Source organism: Arthrobacter sp. ISL-95, assembly GCF_018613695.1.
Taxonomy (GTDB): domain Bacteria; phylum Actinomycetota; class Actinomycetes; order Actinomycetales; family Micrococcaceae; genus Arthrobacter.
Window position 1 is genome coordinate 350,124 of record NZ_JAGGPR010000005.1, and the last position, 24,814, is coordinate 374,937.

General features: G+C 62.7%; 23 protein-coding genes. 10 read left to right on the top strand and 13 right to left on the bottom strand.

All coding sequences use genetic code 11. The annotated features are described in order from the left end of the window. Window positions 1–75 precede the first annotated feature (75 nt). Window positions 76–297: a hypothetical protein gene (locus J7I86_RS07800; RefSeq protein ID WP_214818808.1), complete on the bottom strand. Its 222-nt coding sequence runs from the start codon at window positions 295–297 to the stop codon at window positions 76–78. A 174-nt stretch (window positions 298–471) separates the two neighbouring features. Between J7I86_RS07800 and J7I86_RS07805 the strand changes: the two genes are divergently transcribed. After that, window positions 472–1,017: a thioesterase family protein gene (locus J7I86_RS07805; RefSeq protein ID WP_214818810.1), complete on the top strand. Its 546-nt coding sequence runs from the start codon at window positions 472–474 to the stop codon at window positions 1,015–1,017. On the opposite strand, the gene J7I86_RS07810 is transcribed toward J7I86_RS07805, so the two are convergent. The 3 genes from J7I86_RS07810 to J7I86_RS07820 are packed head-to-tail and all read right to left on the bottom strand — an operon-like array spanning window position 1,014 to window position 3,506. Then, the gene (locus tag J7I86_RS07810) at window positions 1,014–1,814 is read right to left on the bottom strand and encodes an ABC transporter permease subunit (RefSeq protein ID WP_214818812.1); all 801 of its coding nucleotides are present in this window, start codon (window positions 1,812–1,814) and stop codon (window positions 1,014–1,016) included. The genes J7I86_RS07805 and J7I86_RS07810 overlap by 4 nt on opposite strands. Continuing rightward, complete coding sequence (locus J7I86_RS07815; protein WP_214818814.1) at window positions 1,807–2,835, bottom strand: ABC transporter ATP-binding protein; 1,029 nt, start codon at window positions 2,833–2,835, stop codon at window positions 1,807–1,809. Before J7I86_RS07815 ends, J7I86_RS07810 begins: the two co-directional genes overlap by 8 nt. Further along, window positions 2,832–3,506 carry a TetR/AcrR family transcriptional regulator gene (locus tag J7I86_RS07820; protein WP_214818815.1) on the bottom strand — a complete coding sequence of 225 codons (675 nt, stop codon included), beginning with the start codon at window positions 3,504–3,506 and terminating at the stop codon, window positions 2,832–2,834. Before J7I86_RS07820 ends, J7I86_RS07815 begins: the two co-directional genes overlap by 4 nt. Window positions 3,507–3,648: 142 nt before the next feature. Between J7I86_RS07820 and J7I86_RS07825 the strand changes: the two genes are divergently transcribed. After that, the gene (locus J7I86_RS07825) at window positions 3,649–4,026 is read left to right on the top strand and encodes a co-chaperone YbbN (RefSeq protein ID WP_214818816.1); all 378 of its coding nucleotides are present in this window, start codon (window positions 3,649–3,651) and stop codon (window positions 4,024–4,026) included. A 127-nt stretch (window positions 4,027–4,153) separates the two neighbouring features. Here J7I86_RS07825 and J7I86_RS07830 read toward each other — a convergent pair whose 3' ends face one another. Continuing rightward, complete coding sequence (locus tag J7I86_RS07830) at window positions 4,154–4,432, bottom strand: putative quinol monooxygenase (RefSeq protein ID WP_214818818.1); 279 nt, start codon at window positions 4,430–4,432, stop codon at window positions 4,154–4,156. An 83-nt stretch (window positions 4,433–4,515) separates the two neighbouring features. On the opposite strand from J7I86_RS07830, the gene J7I86_RS07835 reads away from it, so the two are divergent. Then, a complete protein-coding gene (locus J7I86_RS07835) occupies window positions 4,516–6,192 on the top strand; it encodes an AMP-binding protein (protein WP_214818820.1) in 1,677 nt (558 codons plus the stop codon). 491 nt (window positions 6,193–6,683) lie between these two features. Beyond that, window positions 6,684–7,244, top strand: a complete 561-nt coding sequence (locus J7I86_RS23085; RefSeq protein ID WP_309476691.1) for a hypothetical protein — start codon at window positions 6,684–6,686, stop codon at window positions 7,242–7,244. A 75-nt stretch (window positions 7,245–7,319) separates the two neighbouring features. On the opposite strand, the gene J7I86_RS07845 is transcribed toward J7I86_RS23085, so the two are convergent. Then, entirely contained in the window at window positions 7,320–8,291 is a 972-nt protein-coding gene (locus J7I86_RS07845; protein ID WP_214818824.1) for a DNA-3-methyladenine glycosylase, read from the bottom strand. A gap of 144 nt (window positions 8,292–8,435) precedes the next feature. Here J7I86_RS07845 and J7I86_RS07850 point away from each other — a divergent pair, with 144 nt between their 5' ends. From J7I86_RS07850 to J7I86_RS07870, 5 genes are all read left to right on the top strand, one after another. Further along, on the top strand, window positions 8,436–8,828 hold the full coding sequence (locus J7I86_RS07850) for a VOC family protein (RefSeq protein ID WP_214818826.1): 393 nt from the start codon (window positions 8,436–8,438) through the stop codon (window positions 8,826–8,828). A 75-nt stretch (window positions 8,829–8,903) separates the two neighbouring features. Continuing rightward, entirely contained in the window at window positions 8,904–10,289 is a 1,386-nt protein-coding gene (locus J7I86_RS07855) for a cystathionine beta-synthase (protein WP_214818828.1), read from the top strand. A gap of 72 nt (window positions 10,290–10,361) precedes the next feature. Continuing rightward, window positions 10,362–11,525 (top strand): cystathionine gamma-synthase, encoded by a 1,164-nt coding sequence (locus tag J7I86_RS07860; protein WP_214818830.1) that lies wholly within the window; start codon window positions 10,362–10,364, stop codon window positions 11,523–11,525. 141 nt (window positions 11,526–11,666) lie between these two features. Next, window positions 11,667–12,176, top strand: coding sequence for a helix-turn-helix domain-containing protein (locus tag J7I86_RS07865; protein ID WP_214818832.1), 510 nt, complete (start codon window positions 11,667–11,669; stop codon window positions 12,174–12,176). Then, complete coding sequence (locus J7I86_RS07870; protein WP_214818834.1) at window positions 12,173–13,615, top strand: MFS transporter; 1,443 nt, start codon at window positions 12,173–12,175, stop codon at window positions 13,613–13,615. Before J7I86_RS07865 ends, J7I86_RS07870 begins: the two co-directional genes overlap by 4 nt. A 69-nt stretch (window positions 13,616–13,684) precedes the next feature. Here the strand turns inward: J7I86_RS07870 and J7I86_RS07875 are convergent, their stop codons facing one another. The 4 genes from J7I86_RS07875 to J7I86_RS07890 are packed head-to-tail and all read right to left on the bottom strand — an operon-like array spanning window position 13,685 to window position 19,975. Then, entirely contained in the window at window positions 13,685–16,786 is a 3,102-nt protein-coding gene (locus J7I86_RS07875) for a glycoside hydrolase family 2 TIM barrel-domain containing protein (protein ID WP_214818836.1), read from the bottom strand. Then, the gene (locus J7I86_RS07880; protein ID WP_214818838.1) at window positions 16,786–17,700 is read right to left on the bottom strand and encodes a carbohydrate ABC transporter permease; all 915 of its coding nucleotides are present in this window, start codon (window positions 17,698–17,700) and stop codon (window positions 16,786–16,788) included. Before J7I86_RS07880 ends, J7I86_RS07875 begins: the two co-directional genes overlap by 1 nt. Further along, window positions 17,697–18,644, bottom strand: a complete 948-nt coding sequence (locus tag J7I86_RS07885; protein ID WP_214818840.1) for a carbohydrate ABC transporter permease — start codon at window positions 18,642–18,644, stop codon at window positions 17,697–17,699. The genes J7I86_RS07880 and J7I86_RS07885 overlap by 4 nt, the downstream gene beginning before the upstream one ends. Beyond that, on the bottom strand, window positions 18,641–19,975 hold the full coding sequence (locus J7I86_RS07890) for an ABC transporter substrate-binding protein (RefSeq protein WP_214818848.1): 1,335 nt from the start codon (window positions 19,973–19,975) through the stop codon (window positions 18,641–18,643). The genes J7I86_RS07885 and J7I86_RS07890 overlap by 4 nt, the downstream gene beginning before the upstream one ends. Before the next feature lie 148 nt (window positions 19,976–20,123). Between J7I86_RS07890 and J7I86_RS07895 the strand changes: the two genes are divergently transcribed. After that, entirely contained in the window at window positions 20,124–20,744 is a 621-nt protein-coding gene (locus tag J7I86_RS07895) for a TetR/AcrR family transcriptional regulator (protein WP_286179474.1), read from the top strand. A 122-nt stretch (window positions 20,745–20,866) separates the two neighbouring features. On the opposite strand, the gene J7I86_RS07900 is transcribed toward J7I86_RS07895, so the two are convergent. The 3 genes from J7I86_RS07900 to J7I86_RS07910 are packed head-to-tail and all read right to left on the bottom strand — an operon-like array spanning window position 20,867 to window position 24,813. Further along, window positions 20,867–22,042: an acyl-CoA dehydrogenase family protein gene (locus J7I86_RS07900; protein WP_214818855.1), complete on the bottom strand. Its 1,176-nt coding sequence runs from the start codon at window positions 22,040–22,042 to the stop codon at window positions 20,867–20,869. 42 nt (window positions 22,043–22,084) lie between these two features. Beyond that, the gene (locus tag J7I86_RS07905) at window positions 22,085–23,611 is read right to left on the bottom strand and encodes an APC family permease (protein WP_214818856.1); all 1,527 of its coding nucleotides are present in this window, start codon (window positions 23,609–23,611) and stop codon (window positions 22,085–22,087) included. Next, complete coding sequence (locus J7I86_RS07910) at window positions 23,608–24,813, bottom strand: glutathionylspermidine synthase family protein (RefSeq protein WP_214818857.1); 1,206 nt, start codon at window positions 24,811–24,813, stop codon at window positions 23,608–23,610. Before J7I86_RS07910 ends, J7I86_RS07905 begins: the two co-directional genes overlap by 4 nt. Between the last annotated feature and the right edge of the window lies 1 nt (window position 24,814).

A 24,814-nucleotide genomic window follows, 5' to 3' on the forward strand; every position in this document is an offset into this window, starting at 1 on the left:
CTGACAGTACAAGAACAGGACCGGACAGTCCAAGGACGGGACCGGTCAGGCCTGGACCCTGTCAGACTGAAGCGCTCAGGAGGCCGGCGATTCCAGCCAGTAACCGTCCAGGTGGTGAATCAGCTGGCGCCCCAGGCCACCCTTGAGCTGGATCCACAGCGTGCTGCGATCGTCGGTCATGCCGTCGATGGTTCCCTCGATCCGGTTGCCGCGGGCATCCTGGAGGACCACGTGCTGGTGGCGGGATAGTTCAGGCCAAACGTCGCCTTGTGGCCTGGTGGTTTGCAGCGTGCTCAAAGGGGTCCCCCTTGTGTGTTTCATCAATATGAGTTTCAGATATTGTGCACGTCTTTGATGAACCGGCGGTAAACGTTAGTGCAAACGTTGGACATAAACCGGCGTCCCCAAGAACCGGGTCCACTATGCGGTCCCCATATTCCCCCTGTAGTTACTGGCGGGTAACATTGAGCCATGCATCTGCTTCTGCGCACCCTCATGCTGCTGTTCACGTCATCCAAGCGCTCGCCGCTCGGTGTCTGGGAGGAATCGTCGCTGCCCCTGCGGGTTCTGCCCACTGACATCGACATCGCGATGCACGTCAATAACGGCATGTATTTCTCGCTGATGGACCTCGGCCGTTTCGACCTCATGGTCCGCAGCGGCATCTGGACCAGGATGCGCAAGCGGGGTTGGACTCCAGTGGCAGCCGGTGAAACCATTGCCTTCCGCAAGTCCCTGCAACTTTGGCAGCGGTACACCATCGAGACGCGCATCATCGGGCTGGACACCAAGGCCATCTACTTTGAACAGCGCATGGTGGTGGACGGTGAAATTTATGCGCGGGCACATATCGCCACCCGCCTGGTCAACAAGGGCAGGCCGGTCACTCAGGAAGAAATCATCGCTGAGTTCGGAACGCCACCGGTTGACCTCGAGCTCCCCGAGTGGATCCACGAGTGGCGCGAAAACAATGCCCTTCCCGGAGCGCGGCGTCCAGCGCCGCACGTTTGGCGCTAAACGCCCACATCGCGTCGCTGCAGCGCCACTGCTCCCAGCACAATAAGTACCGCCGAGATGCCGTAGAGACCCGCCGTAGCTCCCCAATCAGCGCCGTTGGCTACCGGAGAATTGCCGTACGCCCAGTGGTACGGCGAAAGGTTCAGCAACCACTCGACGTCGGGACTTTGCCGTCCCACTGCATTGAACACGTACCCCAGGACAGCCACTGCGGCGCCCGCAGCGATCCCGTACACCTTCCTTCCGCTCAGCGCGCCGGCGAAGAGCGCAGCAGTCCCGCTGAGCAGCGCCAAGGCGGCAAACAGCAGCACCGCTCCCGCGAGATGCCCGACGTCGATGCCTAGCTGGGAGGGCCCGTTCAGTCCCAGCACCAACAGGAAGACGAGCAGAGACAGCAGCGCGATACGAACCACGATTGCCAGGGCACGCTCGAGGACTACCTGTACGCGGGTGACGCTATGGGCGAGTGTGAGTTCGAGCAAGCCGGATTCTTCGTCCCCACCCACGGCTGCGGCACCCCAGCCGACCGACGCCATGGACATCAGCAGGAAACCAATCAGCCCGAACATGGTGGCCTGGGTATAGCCGGGTCCTGAAGCGATTTGGTCGTAGTTCAGGGCTTTGGTCATTTCGGGCGGAAGCGCATTGATCAGGTCCTGCATCTGAGCGCTGCCTCCAATGGAGGGATAGAGCGGCAGGTACAGCATGCATGCCGCTGACAAACCCACTGCCCAGGCCAGCGTAGAACGCCACGAGTCGGTCAGGGCCTTGGTGAACAAGGGGAGGATCTTAGGCACGGTGTGCTCCTTCCGCGTGCCGGCCAGTTGCCTGACCAACTTCAGGACCATTTCCCGCAGGTTGGCCGGGCCCCGGAGACTGGCCAATCCGAGGAGATGGGGCTGTGTAGAGCGTGAGCACGGCTTCCTCCAGATCGGGTTCTTCCAGGACCAGATCCGTCAGGTTCAGCCTGGCCAGTTCCTGGACCAAGGGCTGAACCTGGCCGGAGAGCGTCGCTGTGGCCTCCACTGTTCCGGCAGTGTGACCGTCGGCTTTGAGCTCCCGCACCGCTACGTTGGCGACCCCGGGCACCCGGGCCAGCAGCGCGCCGACGTCGTGCGCTTCCGTCCCGCTGCTGTTGAACCGTAGCCGCCGGACTGCTGCGGTCCTGAGCGTCTCCACGGTGGAGACGGTGACGATTTCGCCGTCGCGGAGAATGGCTACGGCATCGGCGGCTTGCTGTACTTCACTGAGGACGTGCGAACTGAGGAACACGGTGGCGCCATCATCTACGGCTTCGCGAACCATCGCATGGAACACCTGCTGAACCAAGGGATCCAGGCCGCTGGTGGGTTCGTCCAGCACCAGGAGTTCAGGCTTGTGCATGAAGGCCTGCAGCAGCCCCAGTTTCTGCTTGTTGCCCTTGGAGAGTTTCCGGGTCTGGCGATCCAGATCGAGGTTCAGCCGTTCGGCGAGTTCGTTGACGTGCTTGGGCGGCACGGGCCCGCTGATCGCCGCGAAGTGCTCCACCATGCGGCGGCCCGTTGTCCTGTTCTCCAAATGCAGCTCCCCGGGAAGGTAGCCGATCCTGCGGCGAAGACTCGTGCCGGCCGTACGCGGATCCTGTCCCAGGACGGAGATGGACCCCGCGCTGGGCCGAATAATATCCAGCAGACAGCGCATGGTAGTGGTTTTGCCCGCTCCGTTCGGCCCGATGACGCCGAATACCTTGCCGGGTTCCACCGCGAAATCAAGTCCGTGCAGGACTTCCCGGGACCCGAACTTCTTTCGTAAACCCTCGACGACGATTGCCTGGGTCACGGGGCATGCTCCCTTCCGGAGTTGGTGTTGTGGTTGATGGCTTCGCTGGCTGCGTCCAGGAACCGCGCGTCGGTGTAGAAGCCGTGCGTGTAGATTTCCAGGGCGGGCAGGGTCAGTTGCCGGAGGAGTTCGGGGCCGATGCCGTGGGGCTCCGGGCCCACAGTCCCCAGCGTCCGTGAGAGGTGCCGGCCCAGCATGAGGATCGACAGGCTGTTGGAAGCGATGACGACGGCGGTGGACGGGACGTCGTCGAACTTCCGGATGGTTCCGGCTTCCATTCCGGCAAGGATGATGTCCTGGGTTTGCTTCACGACGGCGTCAAAGAATGCGTCGCCCGCCTCGGACTCATCGCTGAGGGCGCGTCGGATGTAGGTGATTTCGTCGGCGTACTGGTCCGGGTGGTTCAAGTAGTCCTGGATCAGCTGCCGCGTAGATCCCGGATCTGTCTTTTCCCGGCCCTGTGTTGCTGTTTGCCAGAGGACATGTTGATCGCAAGCATCGCGGAGCCCGGCTTTGCTGCCGAAGTGATGGATGACCAGGCCGGGACTTACACCGGCGGCGGAGGCCACAGCCCGGACGGTGGCGCGGGCGAATCCATCGCGACCGAAAAGCCCTATGGCGGCGTCGCGAATGCGGGCCCGTGTGGTCAAATCCTCTGCGATTGAACGCATGTTTCACACATTAAACACTTGTTCAATCCGGGACAAGGGGTGCTCGAAAATCACCTCATGAGCGTTTATTCCCGGTGACGCAGACAGCGAACAGGGGACCCCTCCACGGGACTTCGCGGGCGGGGTCGCGTACCGTGGAAGCATGGCTACAGTTGACATCACTGGAGAACAGTTCGCATCGACCATCGAGGACAATGACATTGTCCTGGTGGATTTCTGGGCAGCCTGGTGCGCCCCGTGCCGTCAGTTTGCCCCCACCTATGGGGCCGCTTCAGAGAAGCACGCTGACGTGGTGTTCGCGAAGGTAGATACCGAGGCTGAGCAGCAGCTCGCCGCCGAAGCCGGGATTACGTCCATCCCAACGCTCATGGCCTTCCGCGAAAAGGTCCTTGTCTTCTCGCAGCCGGGAGCCCTGAATGGCCCGCAGCTGGAGCAGGTCATCGAGGCCGTGAAGGGCCTGGACATGGAAGAGGTCCACGCCCACGTTGCCAAGGCACGTGCCGAGGCTCAGGAAAACTAAGACCACCCGGCGGCTTCGAAAAATCGAAACCGCCGGAAAAGCTTCGAGGTCGCCGGAGAATTCCGGCGACCTCGAAGCTTTTAAGGCGTTCTCGCTGTCCTGCGGCGATTTCGCCTGACGACGGTAACTAGAGCCGTTCGAGCTTGGCCGGCTCGGCGAGCAGTGCGCTGAGGGACTCGTTCAAGTCCTGGACAGCGATGCCCTTGGAGTGCTTCTCCAGAAGCTCCTCGGATTCCCAACGCTCAGTGAGGACGAGCTTTTCCTCGGTGGCTTCGGTCAATTCGTAACGGATGCAGCCGGGCTCGTTGACCACCTCGTCGATCGCGATTTCCAAGGCGAGCTTCACACGGAAGAACTCGCCTTCGTTGGGGATGAACGTGGCCTGCAGGTCGATGGGTTCACTCATGGTTCCAACCCTACCGGCAGGACACGGCACCGCTGGAGGTGGTTACGGTTCTGTTGCGGGCAGTCCCTTGGTAGCGTTCCGTCATGTTGTCCTACACCGCCGGAGACACTGACGTCCCGCTGCTCGAAGAGACCATTGGTGCTAATTTTGAGCGCATCGCGGCGCAGTTCCCCTTGCGGGATGCGCTGATCGAGGCCGCTGCTTCACCAGGCGGTGACGCCCGCCGGTGGAGCTACCAAAAGCTGAACGACGACGTCGATCACCTTGCCCGCGCGTTGCTCGCCATGGGCGTGGCCAAAGGCGAACGGATCGGCATATGGAGTCCCAACTGCGCCGAGTGGACCATCCTTCAGTACGCCACCGCCAAGATCGGCGCGGTGCTGGTGAACGTGAACCCGGCTTACCGGAGCCACGAGCTGGAGTTCGTGGTGAAACAGAACGGCATGCGGACGCTGGTGACAGCGCCCTCGGATAAGAACAGCGACTACGTGGGCATGGCCAGGGATGCCGCCCGCAGCTGTCCCGATCTCCGGGAAGTCGTCTTCCTTCCGGGAGCGCCGGAGCTGGGGCTCACCGTGGGCGTTCCGGAAGCCAACCATGAACTCACCTACGGCCAACTCCTGACCCGGGCAGACGGCGTCGGGCCTTCAGCGCTACGGGACCGCATGGCGGAACTGGACCCGCACGATCCCATCAACCTGCAGTACACCTCAGGCACCACGGGATTCCCCAAGGGCGCCACATTGACGCACCACAACATCCTCAATAACGGGCATTCGATCGGCCGGCTCCTGAACTACACCGAGCATGATCGGGTGGTGATTCCCGTGCCGTTCTACCACTGCTTCGGCATGGTGATCGGGAATCTGAATGCGCTGAGCTTCGGCGCGGCCACCATCATTCCTGGCCGCGGCTTCAATGCCTCGGCGGCGTTGGAAGCGGTGCAGGACTTCGGCGGGACGTCCCTGTACGGGGTCCCCACCATGTTCATCGCAGAGCTCGCGCTGGAGGACTTCGATTCCTATGATCTTTCCTCGCTGCGGACAGGAGTGATGGCGGGGTCCTTATGTCCCATCGAAGTGATGCGCCGCGTGATCGATGAGATGCACATGGTGGACGTTGCCATTTGCTACGGCATGACCGAGACTTCGCCCGTGTCCACTATGACCCGGGCGGGCGACACCTTGGAACAGCGGACCGGCACCGTGGGCAGGACCATGCCGCACCTGGAGAGCCGCATCATTGACCCGGGTTCGGGGGACGTTGTGGAGCGTGGCGTGATCGGCGAGCTCTGCACGCGGGGTTACTCAGTGATGCAGGGCTATTGGGGCCAGTCGGATAAGACTGCGGAGGCAATCGGCGCAGAGGGGTGGATGCACACCGGTGACCTCGCCCGCATGGATGCGGACGGCTACCTGGTGATCGAGGGGCGGATCAAGGACATGGTGATCCGGGGAGGCGAGAATATCTACCCGCGCGAGATCGAGGAATTCCTCTACCGGCACCCCTCCGTCCAGGACGTGCAGGTCATTGGGGTGCCTGACGAGAAGTACGGTGAAGAGCTGATGGCGTGCATCATCCTCAAGCCGGGCGCTCCGTCCCTGACCGCCGAGGATCTGGCTGAGTACTGCCACGGGAAGCTGGCCCGTTACAAGATTCCGCGCTACGTCGACATCCGCGAGTCGTTCCCCATGACCGTCTCGGGCAAGGTACGGAAAGTGGACATGCGGCGGGACGCGGTCTCCCGCCTGCACCTCTAAAGCAACGCGGGGTCACTTATGGCCCCCTAACCGCGGCTGAGGGGGCCGTAAGTGACCCCGCGTTGCTCTGGATGCCGGCTGACCTGTGGATAACTCCATGCAGCACACGTTTTACCTGCAGACTTGAGGGCATGGTTCGTTACACATCGTTGCCGGAAGGGCTCGAGAACAGGCCATTCACCATCTACGAATCCCGCGCTGAGGGCGTGCCGCGAAAGCGTCTGAGGGCTAATGACCTGGACACCGGTGGCCGGCTGATCTATGTGCCAAGAGCACGCGACCTGGAGCTGGGTGAACGGGCACGAATACTTGCAGCAGCGACACCCTCCGCCTGGGTATCACACCAAACGGCCGCTCTCCTGACGGGGTTGGGGCTCCCACCGTGGATGGCGGACCAGCAAACTGTTCATCTGAGCAAGCCACACCATCTGCCGCGTGTCCGCAGGGCAGGCGTCACGGGGCACAGGGTTCACGTCATTCCAGGGGAAGTCATGGACTTCGACGGCATCCCGATTTCTGTGCGTCCACGCACCTGGCTGGATTTGGCGAAGTCACTGCCACTTCCGTACGTGATCGCCATGGGAGACCAACTGATCCGCAAGCCCAGGCCAGCTTTGGAGTTACGTATTGAGCCATACGCCTACCCGTCCGGTCTTAGGCTATTGATCCGTCAGCACCCCAACCTTCAGGGCGTGGAGAAAGCCCGCCTTGCTTTGGATGAGATGCGCGTTGGGGCTGACTCGTACCCTGAAACCTTCTTGCGGTTAGCTATGTGCGATGCCGGGCTCCCCGAACCGGAATTACAAGTGCAATTGAATCCCGAAGACCCTTGGTCTCCGACAGCGGATCTTGGATATCGGCGCTACCGCATAGCTATCCAGTATGACGGCGCTCATCACCTGACGAGACAGCAACAGTCGCGCGACAATCGGCGGGATGAGGCGTTTCTCAGCGCCGGTTGGAGCTATTTCAAGCTCAACGCGGACGACCTGGCTGATGGATTTGCCGGAGCGATCGGGAGAATCAAGAAAGCGAAACTGCGCGCCGCATAAAACAAACGCGGGGTCACTTGTGGCCCTTTCAGCGCCTTCTAGGGGGCCATAAGTGACCCCGCGTTGCTTAAAGAGTCAGTGCCTGCGGTGATCCTGGACCGTCATCCGGGGCCCGAAAGTGGGCTTACGGAAGCCACTGAGGTACAGCATCCGGACCAACCGCTGCCTCTGTCCGCGCCATGGTTCAAGGAGCTCGATCATCCCGGCGTCGTCGGTCTTTTGACCTGTCAGGGCGTACCCCACATAAGCGGCCAAATGGTAGTCGCCTACAGAAATTGAGTCCGGACACCCGTGGGTGCGTTGGACTACTTCTGCAGCAGTCCATATGCCGATGCCCGGTATGGTCTGCAGTTTGGCACCGGCCTCCGCCGAGTCCAGCTCCGCCAGACGTTCAAGCGCGACGGCGGACTGCAGCGCCCGCATCACTGTGGCCGAACGCTGTGGGCCAACCCCGGCCTTGTGCCACTCCCATGAGGGGACGGCCAGCCACTGAATCGCAGTAGGAGGGACCAACAGCCCGGCAGGGGCTTTACCCGGAGCCGGCGTTCCATAGCGATACATCAAGTACCGGTAGCCTCGCCTGGCCTCCAAAGTGGTGACCTTTTGCTCCAAAATGGTGGGCACCAGGGAGTCAACCATCCGCCCGGTGGAAGGCAGCCGGAGAGCCAGGTTCCGGCGTCGTGATTCTGTGACCAGCCGCGGGAGAGTGGCGTGGAAATCGGGTTCGTCGAAACCGGACCAATCGTCGTGAGCGCCCAGCATCCTGGGCACACCGGCCACCGCGTCCTCTGCCCCCGGTCCCCAAGCCTGGGCATCCACGAAGGACCCGGCCCCCAGCCCGCCACCCGAGAGGCGCAGCGACACCGGGCCGGAGGGGGTTGTGAAAGCCATCCAAAAACCGCTGGACTGCACGGCGAAGGAAGGGTCAGCGTTGCCTCGCATGAGCGGAAACATGGTCTGGTCCAGGCGGAATGAACTACCCGGATGCCACCGGACGGCCGCATCAGCCGCGGCCGCAACAACGGGCGGGGCGTCTGCTATGGTCATGTTTTTATGGTCCCACGCCCGACTGACAATCTGCAGCCTGACCCCTTACGGCGGCAACCACCCGGGTCTAGACTCCCTGATGTGGCGCGGGTGTGACGCGCCATGTCCGAGCAAAACCTATCCCAGAATCAAGGAGCGCGAATTATGGGTGGAGTGGTGCATTTTGAGATCCCCGCGGACAACAATGAGCGGGCCAATACCTTCTATCAGAGTGCCTTCGGCTGGACCCTGAGGCCCATGGAGGGGATGGAATACACGGCGGCGATCACGGCGCCCACCAACGAGGACACGGGTGCCCCCAACGAGCCGGGAGCCATCAACGGCGCGCTCTTCCCGCGGACCGACGCCCTGAAGACCCCCATCCTGACCATCGACGTGGACAACCTCGACACCGCGCTCGAACGGGTGGAGTCTGCTGGCGGCTCAGTGGTGCAGGCCAAGGATGCCATACCGACCATGGGTTGGTACGCCTACTTCAAAGACACGGAAGGCAACGTTTTGGGCGTGTGGCAGAACGACACCTCCGCCGGCACCTGACCTGAGGCCTGCCGACGGGTGGGTCCGAACTGCCTCGGGTCAACCCCGAAGCGACCAGACGGTAACTTTGTACCTATGAAGTACGCCCAGTCCGTGTTGGACCTCATCGGCAACACGCCGCTCATCAAGCTCAACCACGTCACCGAGGGCATCAAAGCCACCGTCCTCGTGAAGCTCGAATACATCAATCCCGGCGGATCCATCAAGGACCGCATCGCCGTGAAGATGATCGAAGACGCGGAAAAGGACGGCCGGCTCAAGCCGGGCGGAACCATCGTTGAGCCGACGTCGGGCAACACCGGAGTGGGACTGGCGCTTGTTGCCCAGCAAAAGGGCTACAAGTGCGTCTTTGTGGTTCCGGACAAGGTGGGCGAGGACAAGCGCGCGGTGCTTCAGGCGTATGGCGCCGAAGTTGTGGTGACGCCCACCGCCGTTGCGCCCGACAGCCCGCAGAGCTACTACGGCGTCTCCGACCGCTTGGTCAAGGAGATCCCGGGCGCCTTCAAGCCGGATCAGTTCTCCAATCCCGCCGCCCCCGGCAGCCACTTCGAGTCCACTGGCCCGGAAATCTGGCAGGACACTGACGGCCGGGTCACTCACGTGGTTATCGGCGCCGGAACCGGCGGCACCATCACCGGCACGGGCCGCTACCTGAAGCAGGTCTCGGCGGACCGCGCGGAGTCCGACGGCGGCCAGGTCAAGGTCATCGGCGCGGACCCGGAAGGTTCGGTCTACTCAGGCGGAACCGGCCGGCCCTATTTCGTGGAGGGCGTGGGCGAGGACATGTGGCCCGGCAACTACGATCCCGCCGTGCCGGATGACGTGATCGCTGTGTCTGACGCCGACTCCTTCTCCATGACCCGCCGCCTTGCCCGTGAGGAGGGTCTCCTGGTGGGCGGTTCCTCCGGCATGGCCGTGGTTGCGGCGCTGCACGCTGCCAGGGACCTGGACGAGTCCGCTGTGGTGGTGGTGATCCTGCCCGACTCCGGGCGTGGCTACCTTGCCAAGATCTTCAACGACCAATGGATGCGCTCCTACGGCTTCCTTGCCGGGGGCGAAGAAGCGTCCGTGGGCGAGGTGCTCAAATCCAAGACGGGCGAGATGCCGGACCTGGTCCACATCCACCCGAACGAAACTGTCCGCGATGTCATCAACATCATGAACGAGTTCGGCGTCTCCCACATCCCGGTGCTTTCTCAGGAGCCACCGGTGGTCATGGGTGAGGTCATGGGTGCCGTGGACGAGCGCAGCCTTACCAGCAAGCTCTTCCGCGGAGAAGCGAAGCTGACGGACAAGATCTCCGAGCACATGGGGGACCGACTGCCCGTGATCGGCTCACTGGAGACCATTTCCGCCGCGCGCGAGCTGCTATCCGACGTCGATACCGTGATGGTGACCTTTGTTGGCGCGCCGGTGGGCATCCTGACTCGCCATGACCTCCTGGCCTACCTGAGCAGCTAAGCGTCCCGCGCTGATCCAATCACTAGAATTTCTGAACGAGCCTACCCGTTGAACGAACCTAGAGGAGCTTCCATGTCTGCCACCAACAACGCCGGGTTCAACACGCGCGCTGTCCACGCCGGACAGGCTTTTGAACCTGTGACCGGCGCTGTGGTGCCTCCGCTGCACTTCAGCACCACGTATGCCCAAGACGGCATCGGCAACCTTCGCTCAGGATACGAGTACGGCCGGGGCGGCAATCCCACCCGCGACGCCCTTCAGGAGCAGCTCGCCGCCCTCGAAGGTGGCACGGCTGCGTTCTCCTTCGGCTCAGGCTTGGCAGCTGAGGATTCACTGATCCGCGCAGTTGCTCGGCCCGGAGATCACATTGTGCTGGGCAACGACGCCTACGGCGGCACCTACCGCCTGATCAACCGTGTGCTGGGTGATTGGGGCATCGGCAACACACCGGTGGACATGTCCGATCTGGACGCCGTGACTGCTGCCGTTGCCGCCAACAAGACGCGGCTGGTGTGGGTGGAGACGCCGTCCAACCCGATGATGAAAATCACGGACATCGAGGCACTTGCCGCCGTGGCGCACGACGCCGGTGCCCTCCTGGTGGTGGACAACACCTTCGCGTCTCCCTACTTGCAGACCCCGCTCTCCTTCGGTGCCGATGTTGTGGTTCATTCCACCACCAAATACATCGGTGGCCACTCTGATGTGGTGGGCGGTGCCATTGTGGTCAAGGATGCCGAGCTTGCCGAGAAGATCGGTTTTATCCAATTCGCCGTGGGTGCAGTGTCCGGTCCGATGGATGCCTTCCTGACTACCCGCGGCTTGAAGACGCTGGGCGTTCGCATGGACCGCCACAGCGAGAACGGACAGGCGGTGGCCGAATGGTTGCTGCAGCGTCCCGAGGTGGAAGCCGTCCTCTACCCGGGCCTCCCGGACCACCCCGGTCACGGTCTGGCTGCCAAGCAGATGAAGAAGTTCGGTGGCATGGTTTCCGTTCAGTTCAAGGGTGGCGAAGCGGCTGCCCGCACGGTTGCCGAATCCACATCCGTGTTCACGCTGGCGGAATCCTTGGGCGGGATCGAGTCCCTCATGAACTACCCCTCGGAAATGACGCACGCCTCGGTGAAAGGTACGGAATTGGCTGTTCCGGTCAACCTGCTTCGTCTTTCCTGCGGCATCGAGGAAGCGGAGGACCTGATCGCGGACCTCGAGCAGGCGTTCGCCAAGATCAGCTAGTCCCTCCAAGCGAGGCCCGACGTACCCGGCTCTTGTTCGCACTCCTCACCGTTTTACGGCGTGGGTGACGAACAAGGGCCGGAGTTGTTGATGGTCCTACGCACCTAGCTTTCTTTAGAAAAGTCAGCTAGCTTTGTGCGCATGCCTCTTCGTTCTGACTGGTCTGCCCGCACGTGCAGCCTTGCCCGCGGCCTCGATGTCCTTGGCGACCCCTGGGGGAGCCTGGTGCTGCGGGAGGTTTTCTTCGGCAACGGCCGGTTCGATGCCATCAAGGAACGCCTCGAAGTAGCCGACAACGTCCTCAGCAAACGCCTCGGATGGCTCCTCGACGCCGGACTGCTCGCCCAGCGCCCCTACCAGGACGGCGCCCGCACACGGCAGGAATACGTGCTCACCCCTAAAGGGGAGGACTCACTTCCGGTCCTCAATGCCATCATCATCTGGGCCGAGAAACACCTGGACGCCCCCAACGAGGTGTCCCACATGAAAGTCATCCACACTGATTGCGGGCAAGCCACAATGTCGGCGGACACTTGCACCAACTGCGGCACCCGGCTGACCGCTGCCAACACCAGCTGGCACAGCTTCAAGCGCAGCGAGCACCCGCTGCCGCTCGCCGTCGCACCCTCTGAAACGGAGATCCCCGCATGACCGCTCCCGACGTCACAGGGACCCCGCCCGGCAAAACAGGGACTCCTGCCGGAAAAACCCCGCCCGGGAAATCGTCCGCAAATAAGAACCGACGCCTCCACCCCGCCTGGATCGTGGCAGGAGTTGCCTTCCTGGCACTGGTTGGAGCCGCAGGATTCCGTGCAGCGCCCGGCGTACTCATGGTGCCGCTGCAGGAGGAGTTCGGCTGGTCCACCACGGTGCTGTCCCTGGCCGTGAGCATCAACCTGGTCCTGTTCGGTTTGACGGCCCCGTTCGCGGCGGCCCTGATGGAGCGCTTCGGCGTCCGCAAGGTCACCTCGCTGGCTCTCTGCCTCATCGGGCTCGGATCAGCACTGACTGTCTTCGTGAACCAGTCCTGGCAGATTCTGCTCACCTGGGGGCTGCTGATCGGCCTGGGCACGGGTTCCATGGCCCTTGTTTTCGCCGCGACCATTGCCAACACGTGGTTCGCCAAAAGCCGTGGCCTGGTGATCGGCATCCTCACCGCCGGCAGTGCAGCCGGCCAGTTGGTGTTCCTGCCCTTCATCGCAGCGCTCGCCCAGAACCCGGGCTGGCGTGGTGCGTCCTTGCTCATCGCAGCAGGGGCGCTCGCAGTGGTTCCGCTGGTGCTGCGCTGGCTGCGGAACTCACCGGCCGACGTCGGGGTGTTGCCGTACGGTGCCGAAAAAGTTGATGCCGAGCAGACCAGCGCCGCGGAACCTGACGGTACAGCGGCCGACGCCGGGACAACGGCGACGACGCCAGGCAAGCCCGCCGCTGTGGTTGTGTCGGCCGGCTCGGGGGATTCCCCCAACGCCGCGATCCGTGCCTTGCAGGTCCTCAAGCGCGCGAGCAAAGTTCGCACGTTCTGGGCCTTGGCTGCGGGTTTCGCTATCTGTGGGGCCACTACCAACGGACTTATCGGTACGCACTTCATTCCTTCGGCACACGATCACGGCATGCCCGACACCACAGCGGCAGGTTTGTTGGCCGTCGTCGGGATCTTCGACATCGTGGGGACCATAGCGTCCGGTTGGCTGACTGACCGGTTCAACCCTAAGGTCCTGCTGGCCGTGTACTACCAATTCAGGGGCATCGGCCTGCTGGTGCTGCCGCTGCTGCTGGGCTCGTCAGTTGAGCCGAGCATGATCATTTTCGTGGTGGTGTACGGGCTCGACTGGGTAGCCACCGTGCCTCCCACTGCAGCTATCTGCCGCTCGGTATTCGGCGCTGACGGTTCCGTGGTCTTCGGCTGGGTCTTCGCAGCCCACCAGCTGGGTGCTGCCGTGGCCGCACTCCTGGCCGGTTTCATCCGCGACGCCACAGGGCACTACAACTACGCCTGGCTGGGTGCAGCCGCCATGTGCACCGTGGCTGCGGTCATCAGTGCCACCATCCGCAAAGACGCAGCGAAGAAGAAACCTGTCGCCGTTGCGTGAACGTTGCGGGGCTCGCTCTGCGCTCTGTTTCCTCAACAAAGCACGCAAAGCAGGCCCCTCAACGGAGGCTTAGCCCGCTTCGGTGATCCGGAACGTCAGCGTACGTGCCTCCGGGCGCAACGCGTAGTCCGGCCACACGTCCGGTCCGCACGCCCTGGACCCGAGCCCGTGCTGCGCGGCATCGAGGTACAAGTAGCTGCCCTTGCTTGCCGGCAGCTCGTGCGGGTGGGCTGCCGCGGAAATCTCCTGCGCCGTGTGCCGGGAAAGAGTGAAACCAGGCAGCCGCCCACGGGAATCGGGGACGGCGCGGAACTCCAGCCAAGGCGTTCCGGTGTTCTGCAAGTCCAGCGTACGAACCGCACTGCGGTGTCCCGTTTCCTGCGGTTTGGCGTAATTCACTGAAAGCTCATCGATGCCCGCCGAGTAGCGGCCTACAAGCGTCGCGTGCATGCTGTCCGGGTAGGACTCGCGGGGGCCGGCGCCGAACCACGACGCACCGTCCACTGATCCGGGCAGGTCAAAGCGCACCCCCACCCGCGGCCAGATGATGTCCCATCCGGAGCTGGGAACAATGTCCAAGCGGAGCCATAGTTCGCCGTGGGACAGTTGCCAGTTCTCCTCCACAGAGACCCAAAGCGCGGCGTCAGCAGCGGCGTAACGAGTCCGGACCACAACGCCGGACTCGCTGGCAGTAACCTTCTCCACCCGAGCCGTGAGTCGGTCCAAACCGGCATCGCGCCACACTTTTTCCATTGAAGGTGCGGCAACGCCGTCGCCCTTGTTGAGCCAAGGATCGGCGAGATCGTAGCTGCCCCGGCCTGCCCCGGCGTCGTTGTCAGTGGGAGCACGCCACAATTCCAGCCGCGGCCCGGACACCGGAAGCCCGGCCAGTGAGACGAGCCTGCCGTCCTCAAAGACAGCAGAGCCCAGCGAAGCGGTCCCGGAAGCCGGCGAAGCTGCCCGTTCGGCGGATGCCAAGGGGCGAGGGGCTGCCGAACGCGGAAACGTTGTGGTCAGTTCCAGCTGCGCAGCGGAGAGGACATGGCCTGCCCTCGCCCACGAGGTGTCCTTGCGTAGTGCCGCCTCAACGGTCAGCCACTGCTCGCCGGATGCCACACCGCCGGAATCCACAACCCCGATCTCCGGCAATTCGATCAGCGCCGAATCCCCCGCGGCGAGAGTGGCACCTGCCGCGGTGACGACGTCGAGCTCTCCGGAGGAACCCAAGATGCCGTCCACCTCCGTACGCCAACGGAGTACGACGTCGGACGCGTCGGCGGTGTGCCGAAGGTTGGCGACGGAGACGAAACGGCGAGTGCCGCCGTCGGATGCTTCGGACGAGAAGCCCAACCGCAGGGGAGCGACGATCTGTTTGTACTCAAACAGCCCCGGGCTGGGGGTGGAGTCGGAGAGGACCATGCCGTCCATCACGAAGTTGCCGTCGTGGACTACCTCGCCGAAGTCTCCGCCGTAGGCGAAGAACTCAGTCCCATCAGTGGTGGTGGTGCGGATGCCGTGGTCCCGCCATTCCCACACGAATCCGCCGTGGAGCCGCGGGTAGAGATCCACCAGGTCCTGGTACTGGTCAATGGCGCCGGGGCCATTGCCCATGGCGTGGACATACTCGCAGAGGATGAAGGGTTTGGTGCGCTGCCGTGCGGACTCCGCTGCGGAGCAGCCCAGCAGCAGCGAGTCGGAATCGTCGCGGCCAATCGCCTCAGTTTCAGGCACGGAGGAGTACATGCGCGAGTAAACGTCCGTGTAGGCGCCGGTGTAATCTCCCTCGTAGTGGACGGGGCGGCCGGCGTCGCGGGCATGCGTCCACGCGGACATGGCGGCGAGGTTGGCGCCCGTTCCGGACTCGTTGCCGAGGGACCACATCACGATTGAGGGGTGGTTCTTGTCCCGCTCCACGGTGCGCTCCATGCGGTCCACATACGCCTCACGCCACGCGGGGTCGTCGCTGGGGTTGCCCACCCAACCGTGCCGTTCAAAGCCGTGAGTTTCAAGGTCGCACTCAAGGATCACCCAGAAACCTATTTCGTCGGCGATGTCCAGCAAACGAGGATGCGGTGGATAGTGGCTGGTGCGGATGGCGTTGACGTTGAACTGCTTCATCAACGCGAGGTCGGCGCGGGCAAAGTCTTCGTCAAACACGCGCCCACGGTCAGGATGCGTCTCATGACGGTTCACGCCGTGGAACACCACGCGCCTGCCGTTCACCAGGAACTGATCGCCCTTGATCTCCACCGTACGGAAGCCCAGGCGCAGAGAAATAGTCTCGCCCGCGCTTTCCACCGTTGCGTTGTAGAGGCGCGGAACCTCTGCGGACCAAGGTTCGACGCCGGTGATCTCCACCGGGGCGACGTCGGCAGGGGAGTCCCAGACGACGTCGACGTCCAGTTCCGGAACTGACAGCCGCACCGGGTAGGCGGCATTGTTTGCAGTGATTTCGGGATCAATGGTGCCTGAGCCGGCAGTGTATGACGTCCGCAACCAGACGTCGTTGATGCCCTTCTTGGGGCGGGCCTGGAGGGTGACGTCGCGGAAGATGCCCGGCATCCACCACTGGTCCTGGTCCTCCACATAACTCGACGCCGACCATTGATGGACGCGCACGGCCAGCACGTTGTGTCCGACGCGCACTGCCTCGGTGACGTCGAATTCCTGAGCCAGGCGACTACCGGTCCCTACGCCGATTTCGTTGCCGTTGAGCCATACCTTGTAGCGGGATTCGACGCCGTCGAACCTCAGGACGAGGCGTTCGGCGTCATTCCACTCCGCAGGTAGATCGAACCGTCGGCGGTAATCGCCGGTGGGGTTCTCATCCGGGACATGGGGTGCATCGGTAGGGAAGGGGAACTGGACGTTGGTGTAAATGGGGTTGCCGTAGCGGCCCTCGCCCTCCAGAACCCAGTGTGCCGGTACCGGGATCTGCTCCCAATTGGAGTCATCCAGGGTTTCCTCGCCCACGCCTTCGATTGCCTCACCCGCGGGAAGAACGCCCCTTCCACCGGGCGTACCCGGAGCCCCTGGGAGTAGGCGGAAACGCCACTGCCCGTTCAGGGACAGGGTTGGGGCGTCGGTGTGCAACCAGGAGCGGGCCGGGAGTCTCTTGCCGGTGCCCGGACCGGTTTCAGTGATGTAGCTGGCGTCCAATGACGTGGTCATTACTTAACGGCTCCTTCTGTCAGCCCGCCGCGCCAGAAACGCTGCAGGACAACCATGGCGATGCTGAGCGGAATGATGGAAAGCAGCACCCCGCCCGTGGTCAGTTCATAGAATTCGGGCAAACGGTCAACCTGGCTCAGCCAGTTGTTCAGGCCGAGGGTGATGGGGTAGAGCTCGGAGTCGGACAGCATGACCAGCGGCAGGAAGTAGTTGTTCCAAATCCCCACCAGCTGGAACAGGAACACAGTGACCAGGGCCGGCGTCAGAACCTTCAGCCCAATGGTGTGGAAGATCCGGAGCTCCCCGGCGCCGTCGATCCTGGCGGCCTCGATCAGCGAGGTATCCACGGTGGCTTGGGCGTAGATGCGGCAGAGGAACAGGCCGAAAGGAGATACCAGCGATGGCAGCAGGACACTCCAGTAAGTGTTGGCCAGGCCCATCTGGCTGAACAGCAGGAAGAGCGGCAATGCAGTAGCCGTGCCCGGGACCAGCACCCCGCCCAGGATGGTGCCGAACACCAGGTTCCGTCCGCGGAACTCGTACTTCGCCAAGGCATAGCCGCCGGCCGCAGCAAAGTATGTGGCCATAAGGGAGCCCACTCCGGCATAGATCGCAGAATTCAGGAACCAGCGGCCAAAAATGCCGTTGTCATAGCTGAGCACGCGGCCGATGTTCTCCCACAAGGAGAACGTGGGAGCGAACCAGAAACCGTTGGTGGAGAAGAGATCGGCCGTGGACTTCGTGGAGGCCACAAACACCCAGTACACGGGAATCAGGAAGTAAAGGGCCACCACCACTAAGAGTGCGGTGACGATGACGGTGGACGACCGCCGTCGTCCGGCCGTACGGTCCGGGCCTGCCGAAGCTTTGCTGCGGACCGGCGTGGTGGTTGGCTTCGTGGCTGTGGCGGTCATGAGGACTTCCTGTTCGTCAGTGCGAGGAAGGCGAAGGAGAGGGCAAATGCGGCCACGGCAATGATGACCGACTGGGCTGCAGCGACGTTGTAGTCGTTGTACGCAAAGGCTGTTGTGTAGGCGCTGAGGTTCGGCGTGTACTGGCTGTCGATTGCCGGAGCCACCGTCTTGAGGACCTGGGCTTCAGCGAAGAGCTGCAGTGTTCCGATGATGGAGAACACCGTGGTGAGCATGAGTGCAGGTCGGATCAGGGGGAGCTGGATGCTTCGGGCCACGCGCCAGGTGGAGGCGCCGTCCACCTTGGCGGCCTCGTAGAGTTCCACCGGGATGGCTTTGAGCTGCGCCACGATGATCAGCATGTTGTAGCCCGTGTAGCTCCACGTGACGATGTTGGCGATGGACCACAGCACGCTGTTGGCGCCGAGGAAGTCCGGGGTGAGGCCAACGATCTTGGCGACATCGAACAGCGGGCTGAGCCCGGGTACGTAAAGGAAGGACCACAGGATGGTTGCAATGACGCCGGGGACGCCGTAGGGGAGGAAGTAGGCGGCACGGAAGAAGCCCGGCCACTTTGCCGAGGCCGATTCGAGCATCAGGGCCAATGCCGTGCACAGGACGATCATCACGGGCACCTGGACCACGCCGAACAGGAGCATCCGACCGATGGATGCGACGAAGCTGCCGTCGGCCAGGGCCTGTGCATAGTTACTGAAACCGGCGAACTCACTGGTCACGCCGGCCTCACCGAAGAGTCCGCTGCGGGTCACCTTGCTGAAACTGGACATGATGGCCACAACAATGGGCAGCAGGAAAGTGAGGACGAAGAGTCCCAGGAACGGGGCCAGCAGAAGCCAAGGAGCGCGTGCGGCAGCGCTGGCCCTCTTGCCTCCGCGTGCAGGGGCGGCGGGACGCTGCACTGTGGGTGCGGTGCGGGTGGTGGTCATGCCGTTTCCTTCCGGATGGTGAGGCCCTTGTTCTTGAAAACGGTGATGATCTGCTGCTCAGAAGCGGCAATGGAATCCACCAAGGAGGTGCCGAAGGCTTTCTTGCGGAAACCGTCGCTGAGGATGTTGAAGGATTGCTGGGTTACCGGCCACCAGGACCAGTCAGGGTTCTGCTGTTGGGTGGCGGGGACGAAGACTTCCTCGTTGTAGCGTTGGCCGCCGAAAAAAGCCGACGGTTGCTGCCGATCCGTGCCGATGAAGTCGGGGTTGGGTGACCAGCCGATGCCGCTGTTCTTGATCTGGGCGTCAATTCCCTCTTTGGAGGTGGTCAGCCACACGGCGAACTCCAGTGCTTCCTTGGGGTGTCTGCTGTTGGCCAGGACTGCAGCTGTGGAACCACCCAAGTAGCTGGATCCAAACCCCGTACCGCCCCAGATGGGCATCGATGCTGCGCGCCACTTTCCTTCGGAACCGCTGACACCCTGAACCAACGCATCACCCCAGCTGCCTGTAATGGTCGAGGCAATACCACCCTTGCCGGCAGCCGCAAACCAGCCCGGGGAGAAGGCGCCGTAGGCGGTAGTAACGAGGTCGTCGTCGATCGCTTTGTCGAAGAAACGCGCGGTGTTGAGTGTGGCGTCGTCGGTCATGTTGATGACCCAACCATCCTCCTCCGGGCGCAGCCACTGCGCGCCGGCCTGCCCCGCGAAAGAGGCAAACGGAGAAGCATCACTGATGGGGAAGCAGTCCAGGTAGCTGTCCACGGAGCGAAGTTCGGTGGCCAACGCAGCCCACTCGTCCCAAGTTTTCGGAGCGACTCCGCCCACCTTGTCCAGGATGGCCGGCTGGTAAAACATGCCCATGGGGCCCGCGTCCTGGGGGATGCCGTAGACCCCTCCGGTGTAGCTGACTTGCTTCCACAGGGTGGGGTCGTACAAGTGAGCGTGGTCGTTGGCGCCGTAACGGCTCAGGTCAACCAGGCCATTTACCAGCATGAACTCCGGGATGGACCGGAACTCCACCTGGGCCAGGTCCGGTCCGCCTCCTGCCGCCAGGGCCGAGTAAAGCTTCTGGTATCCGCCATTGTTGCCGCCTGGGATCCACACTACGTCCACCTGGATGTTGGGATTGGCTGAATTCCAAACATCTGCGACGTTCTGGAAATCCTTGAGCCAAGCCCAATAGCTCAGCCGCACGGGTTCGCCGGCGGCGGGGATGGTTGGTGCAGCGTTGACGGACTGCATTCCTGGAGTAGCGCACCCGGTCAGCAGGCCCATGGCTGCTGTTCCCAGGCCTGCGCCCAGGAGTTGTCTTCGCGTGAATCGGGTCATGAGCCTTCACCTCTTCGTGTCAGGTTGACGATGGCGCGGGCTTGGATTCGAGGGCCCCCCGCGGCAAGTGTGACCACGGTAACAGAAAATTCGAGTAGTGACTCGAATTTCATCTTTGAGTCGAAACACGCATGTACACTGGCTAGCCATGACCACAAAGGACGTGGGCCGCGCAGCGCGGCGGGGCCCCTACGCGAAATCCGAAGAACGGCGCCGGACCATTCTTGATGCTGCCCACGAGGTGTTTGCTGCGCACGGCTACCGCGGCGGGTCACTGCAGGGAGTCGCCGACAAGGTAGGGCTGAGCCAGACCAGTTTGCTGCACTACTTCCCGTCCAAGCGCGATCTGCTGATGGCAGTCCTGGAGCGCCGCGACGAAATCACCGGTGATGCCTTCCCGGATGACATGGAAGAGGGCCTGGTTGACTCCGTACTCCGGACGGCGCTCTTCAACGAGAATATTCCGGGCGTGGTTGAGCTGTACATCGTTCTGTGCGCGGAGTCTGTCACGGATTCGCATCCCGGCAGGGTGTACTTCACCGAGCGCTTCGAACGTCTGCGCAAGAGTTACGCGCAGCGTTTTGCCGAGCTGGCTGCCGAGGGCAGGCTGCGGCCCGGTGTTGATCCTGAATTGGCTGCGATGTCCCTGGTTGCCCTGTGGGACGGGCTGCAAACGCAATGGTTGCTGGCACCCGACGAAGTGGACGTGGTCAAGGGACTGCGTGGCTACTTCAGCCTGGTGGTCCTCCCCGAGCCCTCGGCCAGCTGAGTATCAGCAAACGTCCCATGGAGCGCTCAAGCCGATGTGCTGTCCTCTAGTTCCGTGAACGTTGTGGGGTCCGCTCTGCGCTCTATTTCCTCAACAAAGCACGCAGAGCGGGCACCACAACGTTAGCCGCGGAAGGCCCCGATACCTGTGATGTGCTGGCCCAGGATCAGGGTGTGAACTTCATCCGTTCCTTCATAGGTCCGCACGGATTCCAGATTGTTGGCGTGCCGCAGCGGTGAGTAATCCAAGGTGATGCCGTTGCCGCCCAGGATGGTGCGGGCCTCGCGGGCGACCTTGATGGCCTCGCGGACGTTGTTTAGCTTGCCCAAGGAAATTTGCTGGGGCTCCAGATGCCCGGCATCCTTCAACCGGCCCAAGTGAAGGGCCAGCATGGTGCCCTTCTGGATCTCCACCAGCATGTTCACCAGTTTCTCCTGCGTCAGCTGGTAGCCGGCCAGGGGCCTGCCGAACTGGAGCCGGCTGCCGGCGTACTCCAAAGCAGCTTCGTAAGAGTCCCGGGCAGCTCCCATGGCGCCCCACACGATCCCGTAGCGTGCCTCGTTCAGGCACGAGAACGGTCCACGGAGTCCCGAGGCACCCGGGAGGATGGCCTCAGGACCCAGCCTCACGGCGTCGAACGTTACATCGCATTGAATGGAAGCGCGCATGGAGAGCTTCGGCTCGATAGGCGTCGCGGTCACCCCCGATGTTCCGGCGGGGACCAGGAACCCGCGAATGCCGTCCTCCGTGTTAGCCCACACCACCATGACGTCCGCAATGGACGCGAGGCCGATCCAACGTTTGGCGCCATCCAGAACCCAGCCGTCGGCCGTTTGCCGGGCATAAGTGGTCATGGACGATGGATCAGAACCCGCCGTCGGCTCTGTCAGCGCAAAGCAACCGATCAGCTCGCCGGCGGCCATTCGAGGCAGCCACTGCTCTTTCTGCTCCTCCGAACCCCACTTATGGATAGCCGTCATGGCAAGGGAGCCCTGAACCGAGACGAACGTACGGATTCCCGAGTCGCCGGCCTCCAGTTCCATCACTGCAAGACCATATTCGACGGCGGTCCGTCCGGGGCAGCCGTAACCGTCCAAGTGCATGCCCAAGACGCCGAGCTCACCTAACTCCGGCGCAATCCCGCGAGGGAAATGAGCGTCCTCATACCAACGGGCGATGTTGGGGCGGATCCGTTGCGCGGTGAAGTCGCGAACCCGCTCGCGAAGAGCCAGCTCGTCCGCCGTCAGCAGGGAATCGAGGGCAAGGACGTCGGAGTTGTTCGTCGTTGAATCGCTCATTCCAGCATCCTAAGCGGCAAAGCCAAGGGTCAGGAGCGCAGCCTACTCGCCGCGTACCACTCCAACCTCGGCCCGCTCACCCGTGAAGTAACCCCGCGTGGAGGGCGCGAAGCGGCAAACGATCGCCAAAACTACGCCCAAGGTCAGCAACAGCACGCCGCTGACAAAAGCCCCGCCAATGCCGAAGATCTGCGTGTCTCCATAAGCCGGGTCCCACATCTGGACTGCGGAGATGAAGAACGCCGCAGTGAGGGACAGTGCACCGAGGAACGGCAGGATGCCGCGGAACCACAGGTTCCTGGCGGAATCCCGGAGCGTGGAGCGGAAGAACCATACGCAGGAGAAGCCGGTCAGCGCGTAGTAGAAGGCAATGAACAAGCTGATGGCGCTGATGGAGTCCGAGAGCAGGTTTTCGCTCAGGAAGCTCATGGCAACGTAGTAGACCACGGCCGCCGCACCCATCACCTGGGTTGAGAAGCCCGGAGTCATGAAGCGCTCGTGGACCTTGCCGAAGCGGGGAGGCAGCGCACCGTGAACACCCATGGACAGGGTTCCGCGGGCGGTGGGCAGGATGGTGGTCTGTGTGGAGGACAAGACGGACGCAAGCACGGCCACAATGATCAGCCAGCCCCAGGGGCCCAACACAACGTCCTTCATGGCCAGGAAGACGTCATCCTGGTTCGCTTCATTGCCCAGCCCGATGCCGTCGGAACCGATCGTGGCGTACATCATCACCAAGAGGGCCACGGAGACGTAGATCGCCAGCAGGACGGTGGCCGAGATTACGGCGCCTCGGCCGGGGGTCTTGGCAGGGTTTTCCGTTTCCTCGTTCAGTGCCAGGCATGTGTCCCAGCCCCAGTAAATGAACAGCGCCAGCAGGACACCGTGAACCACGGCGCCGGGATCTGCAAAGGCGCCGGCCGGATTGAACCACTCAAAGTCGAAGGCCTGCCCTTCAGGCGCTCCACCGGCGATCCGGAAAACAATGGCCACCGCGAAGATGCCCAGGGAAATGTACTGAATGTAGGTCAGGGTGCGCTGGACATGCTCGCCCAGCCGGATGCCGCGGTGATTCACATACGTCATGAACACAATGAACAGCACACCAGTTGCAGTCACCAGCCACGTGTTATCAGCCAAGGAACCGTCGCCGATCAGCAGCCACAGATACTTGCCCGCGATTTGCGCCAGGTTGGCCAGCACCACCACACCCGCCAGGGCCACTCCCCAGCCGCCCAGCCAACCAGCCCACGGACCAAAGGCCTTGCGGGCCCAGAAGAACGTAGTACCGCAGTCCGGCATAGCGCTGTTGAGCTCACGGAACGCATAGGCAATGAACAGCACGGGGATGAAGCCAAGGATCAGGATCAGGGGAGTGTAGTTGCCGTTGACGGCGACGATGAGCCCCAGCGTTGCCGCCAGCGAGTAAACAGGCGCGGTAGATGCAAGGCCCAGCATGACGGAGTCGCCGAGGTCCAGGATCCCGGCGTGGAGGCCTTTGGAAGGTACGACGGCGGTACGGTCGCCGCCCGCTGAGCCGCCACCCGGCGTCGAGGTTTCAGTGCTCATAGTGCAGCTCCGTAGGAAGTAGCAGGGGGCGCGATGGGCGCCGGGGCGTCAATGGTGTTGGGAACAAAGCGGCAGAAGTAGTCCGTGATGGGTCCGTCGGATTCGCGGATTCCACAGCCCACGGATTCGCCATCCACTACCCAGAGGCCCAGGACAGGATGGTTGCCATCGAAATCGGGGAGGGGGTGGTACTGCTGAAAGCACCAGCCTTCGCGCCCGTAACCACCGGGCTGCTGGATGTCGATGCCCGGGGCATGAATGCGGATGTTGTCGCCCTCTCGTCCGTGCAGCGGCTTGGCCACCCATTCCTTGAGAGGACCCGGATCTCCGAGGTAGGCGGGCAGCAGGTTCTCGTGGTTGGGGTAGAGGTGCCACAGCGCAGCCAGCAAGGCTTTGTTGGACAGCAGCATCTTCCACGCCGGCTCAACCCAGCGCGGGTTGTGGGCGCGCTGGAGGAGACGGTGCCCGAAAGGTTCCTTCATCATCAGTTCCCACGGGTACAGCTTGAACATGGTGCTGATCATAAAGTTGTCCAGGTCCACGAACCGGTTCAGGTTGGGATCCCAGCCGATATCGGACATATTGATGCCGATGGTGGTCCAGCCGCCCTGGCTCGCAACGTCCCGCATGTAAGCGGCCGTCATCCAGTCCTCGCCGGATTCCTCCGCTTCCGAGTGGGCAACGTGCAGGGTGCTCATGCCGGTGCGGAACTGCAGCTTCTTCCACTGACGGATCAGGGCCTCGTGGATTCCGTTCCACTGATCCTTTTCCGGGAAGACGTCCTGCAGCCAGAACCACTGGGCCACTGAAGCCTCGATCAACCCGGTAGGGGTATCGGCGTTGTACTCCAGCATTTTGGCCGGACCACCCTTGCCGTCATAGATGAAGTCGAAGCGGCCGTAAATGTCCATGTCCGCGGCCAACAGCGACTCCCCTGCCAGTTCCAAAGCCTGCTGCCCGATGCCGATATCGCCCATGGCCCCGGTAGCCAAATACTTCGCGGCTTCCAAGCACATGATGTGCATGTCTTCGGCGGTCTTCTCGAGGGTTTCCACCTCGTCCTCGGTGAATTCGTAGTAGGCCGACTCGTTCCAGTATTCGATTTTCCGGCCATCGGGCATGGTGGTAGTGGAAAATACCAGGCCCTGTTCTTCGATCTTTTGCTTCCAGTCCGGCCTGGGCGCGGAGGGCAGTCGACGCACG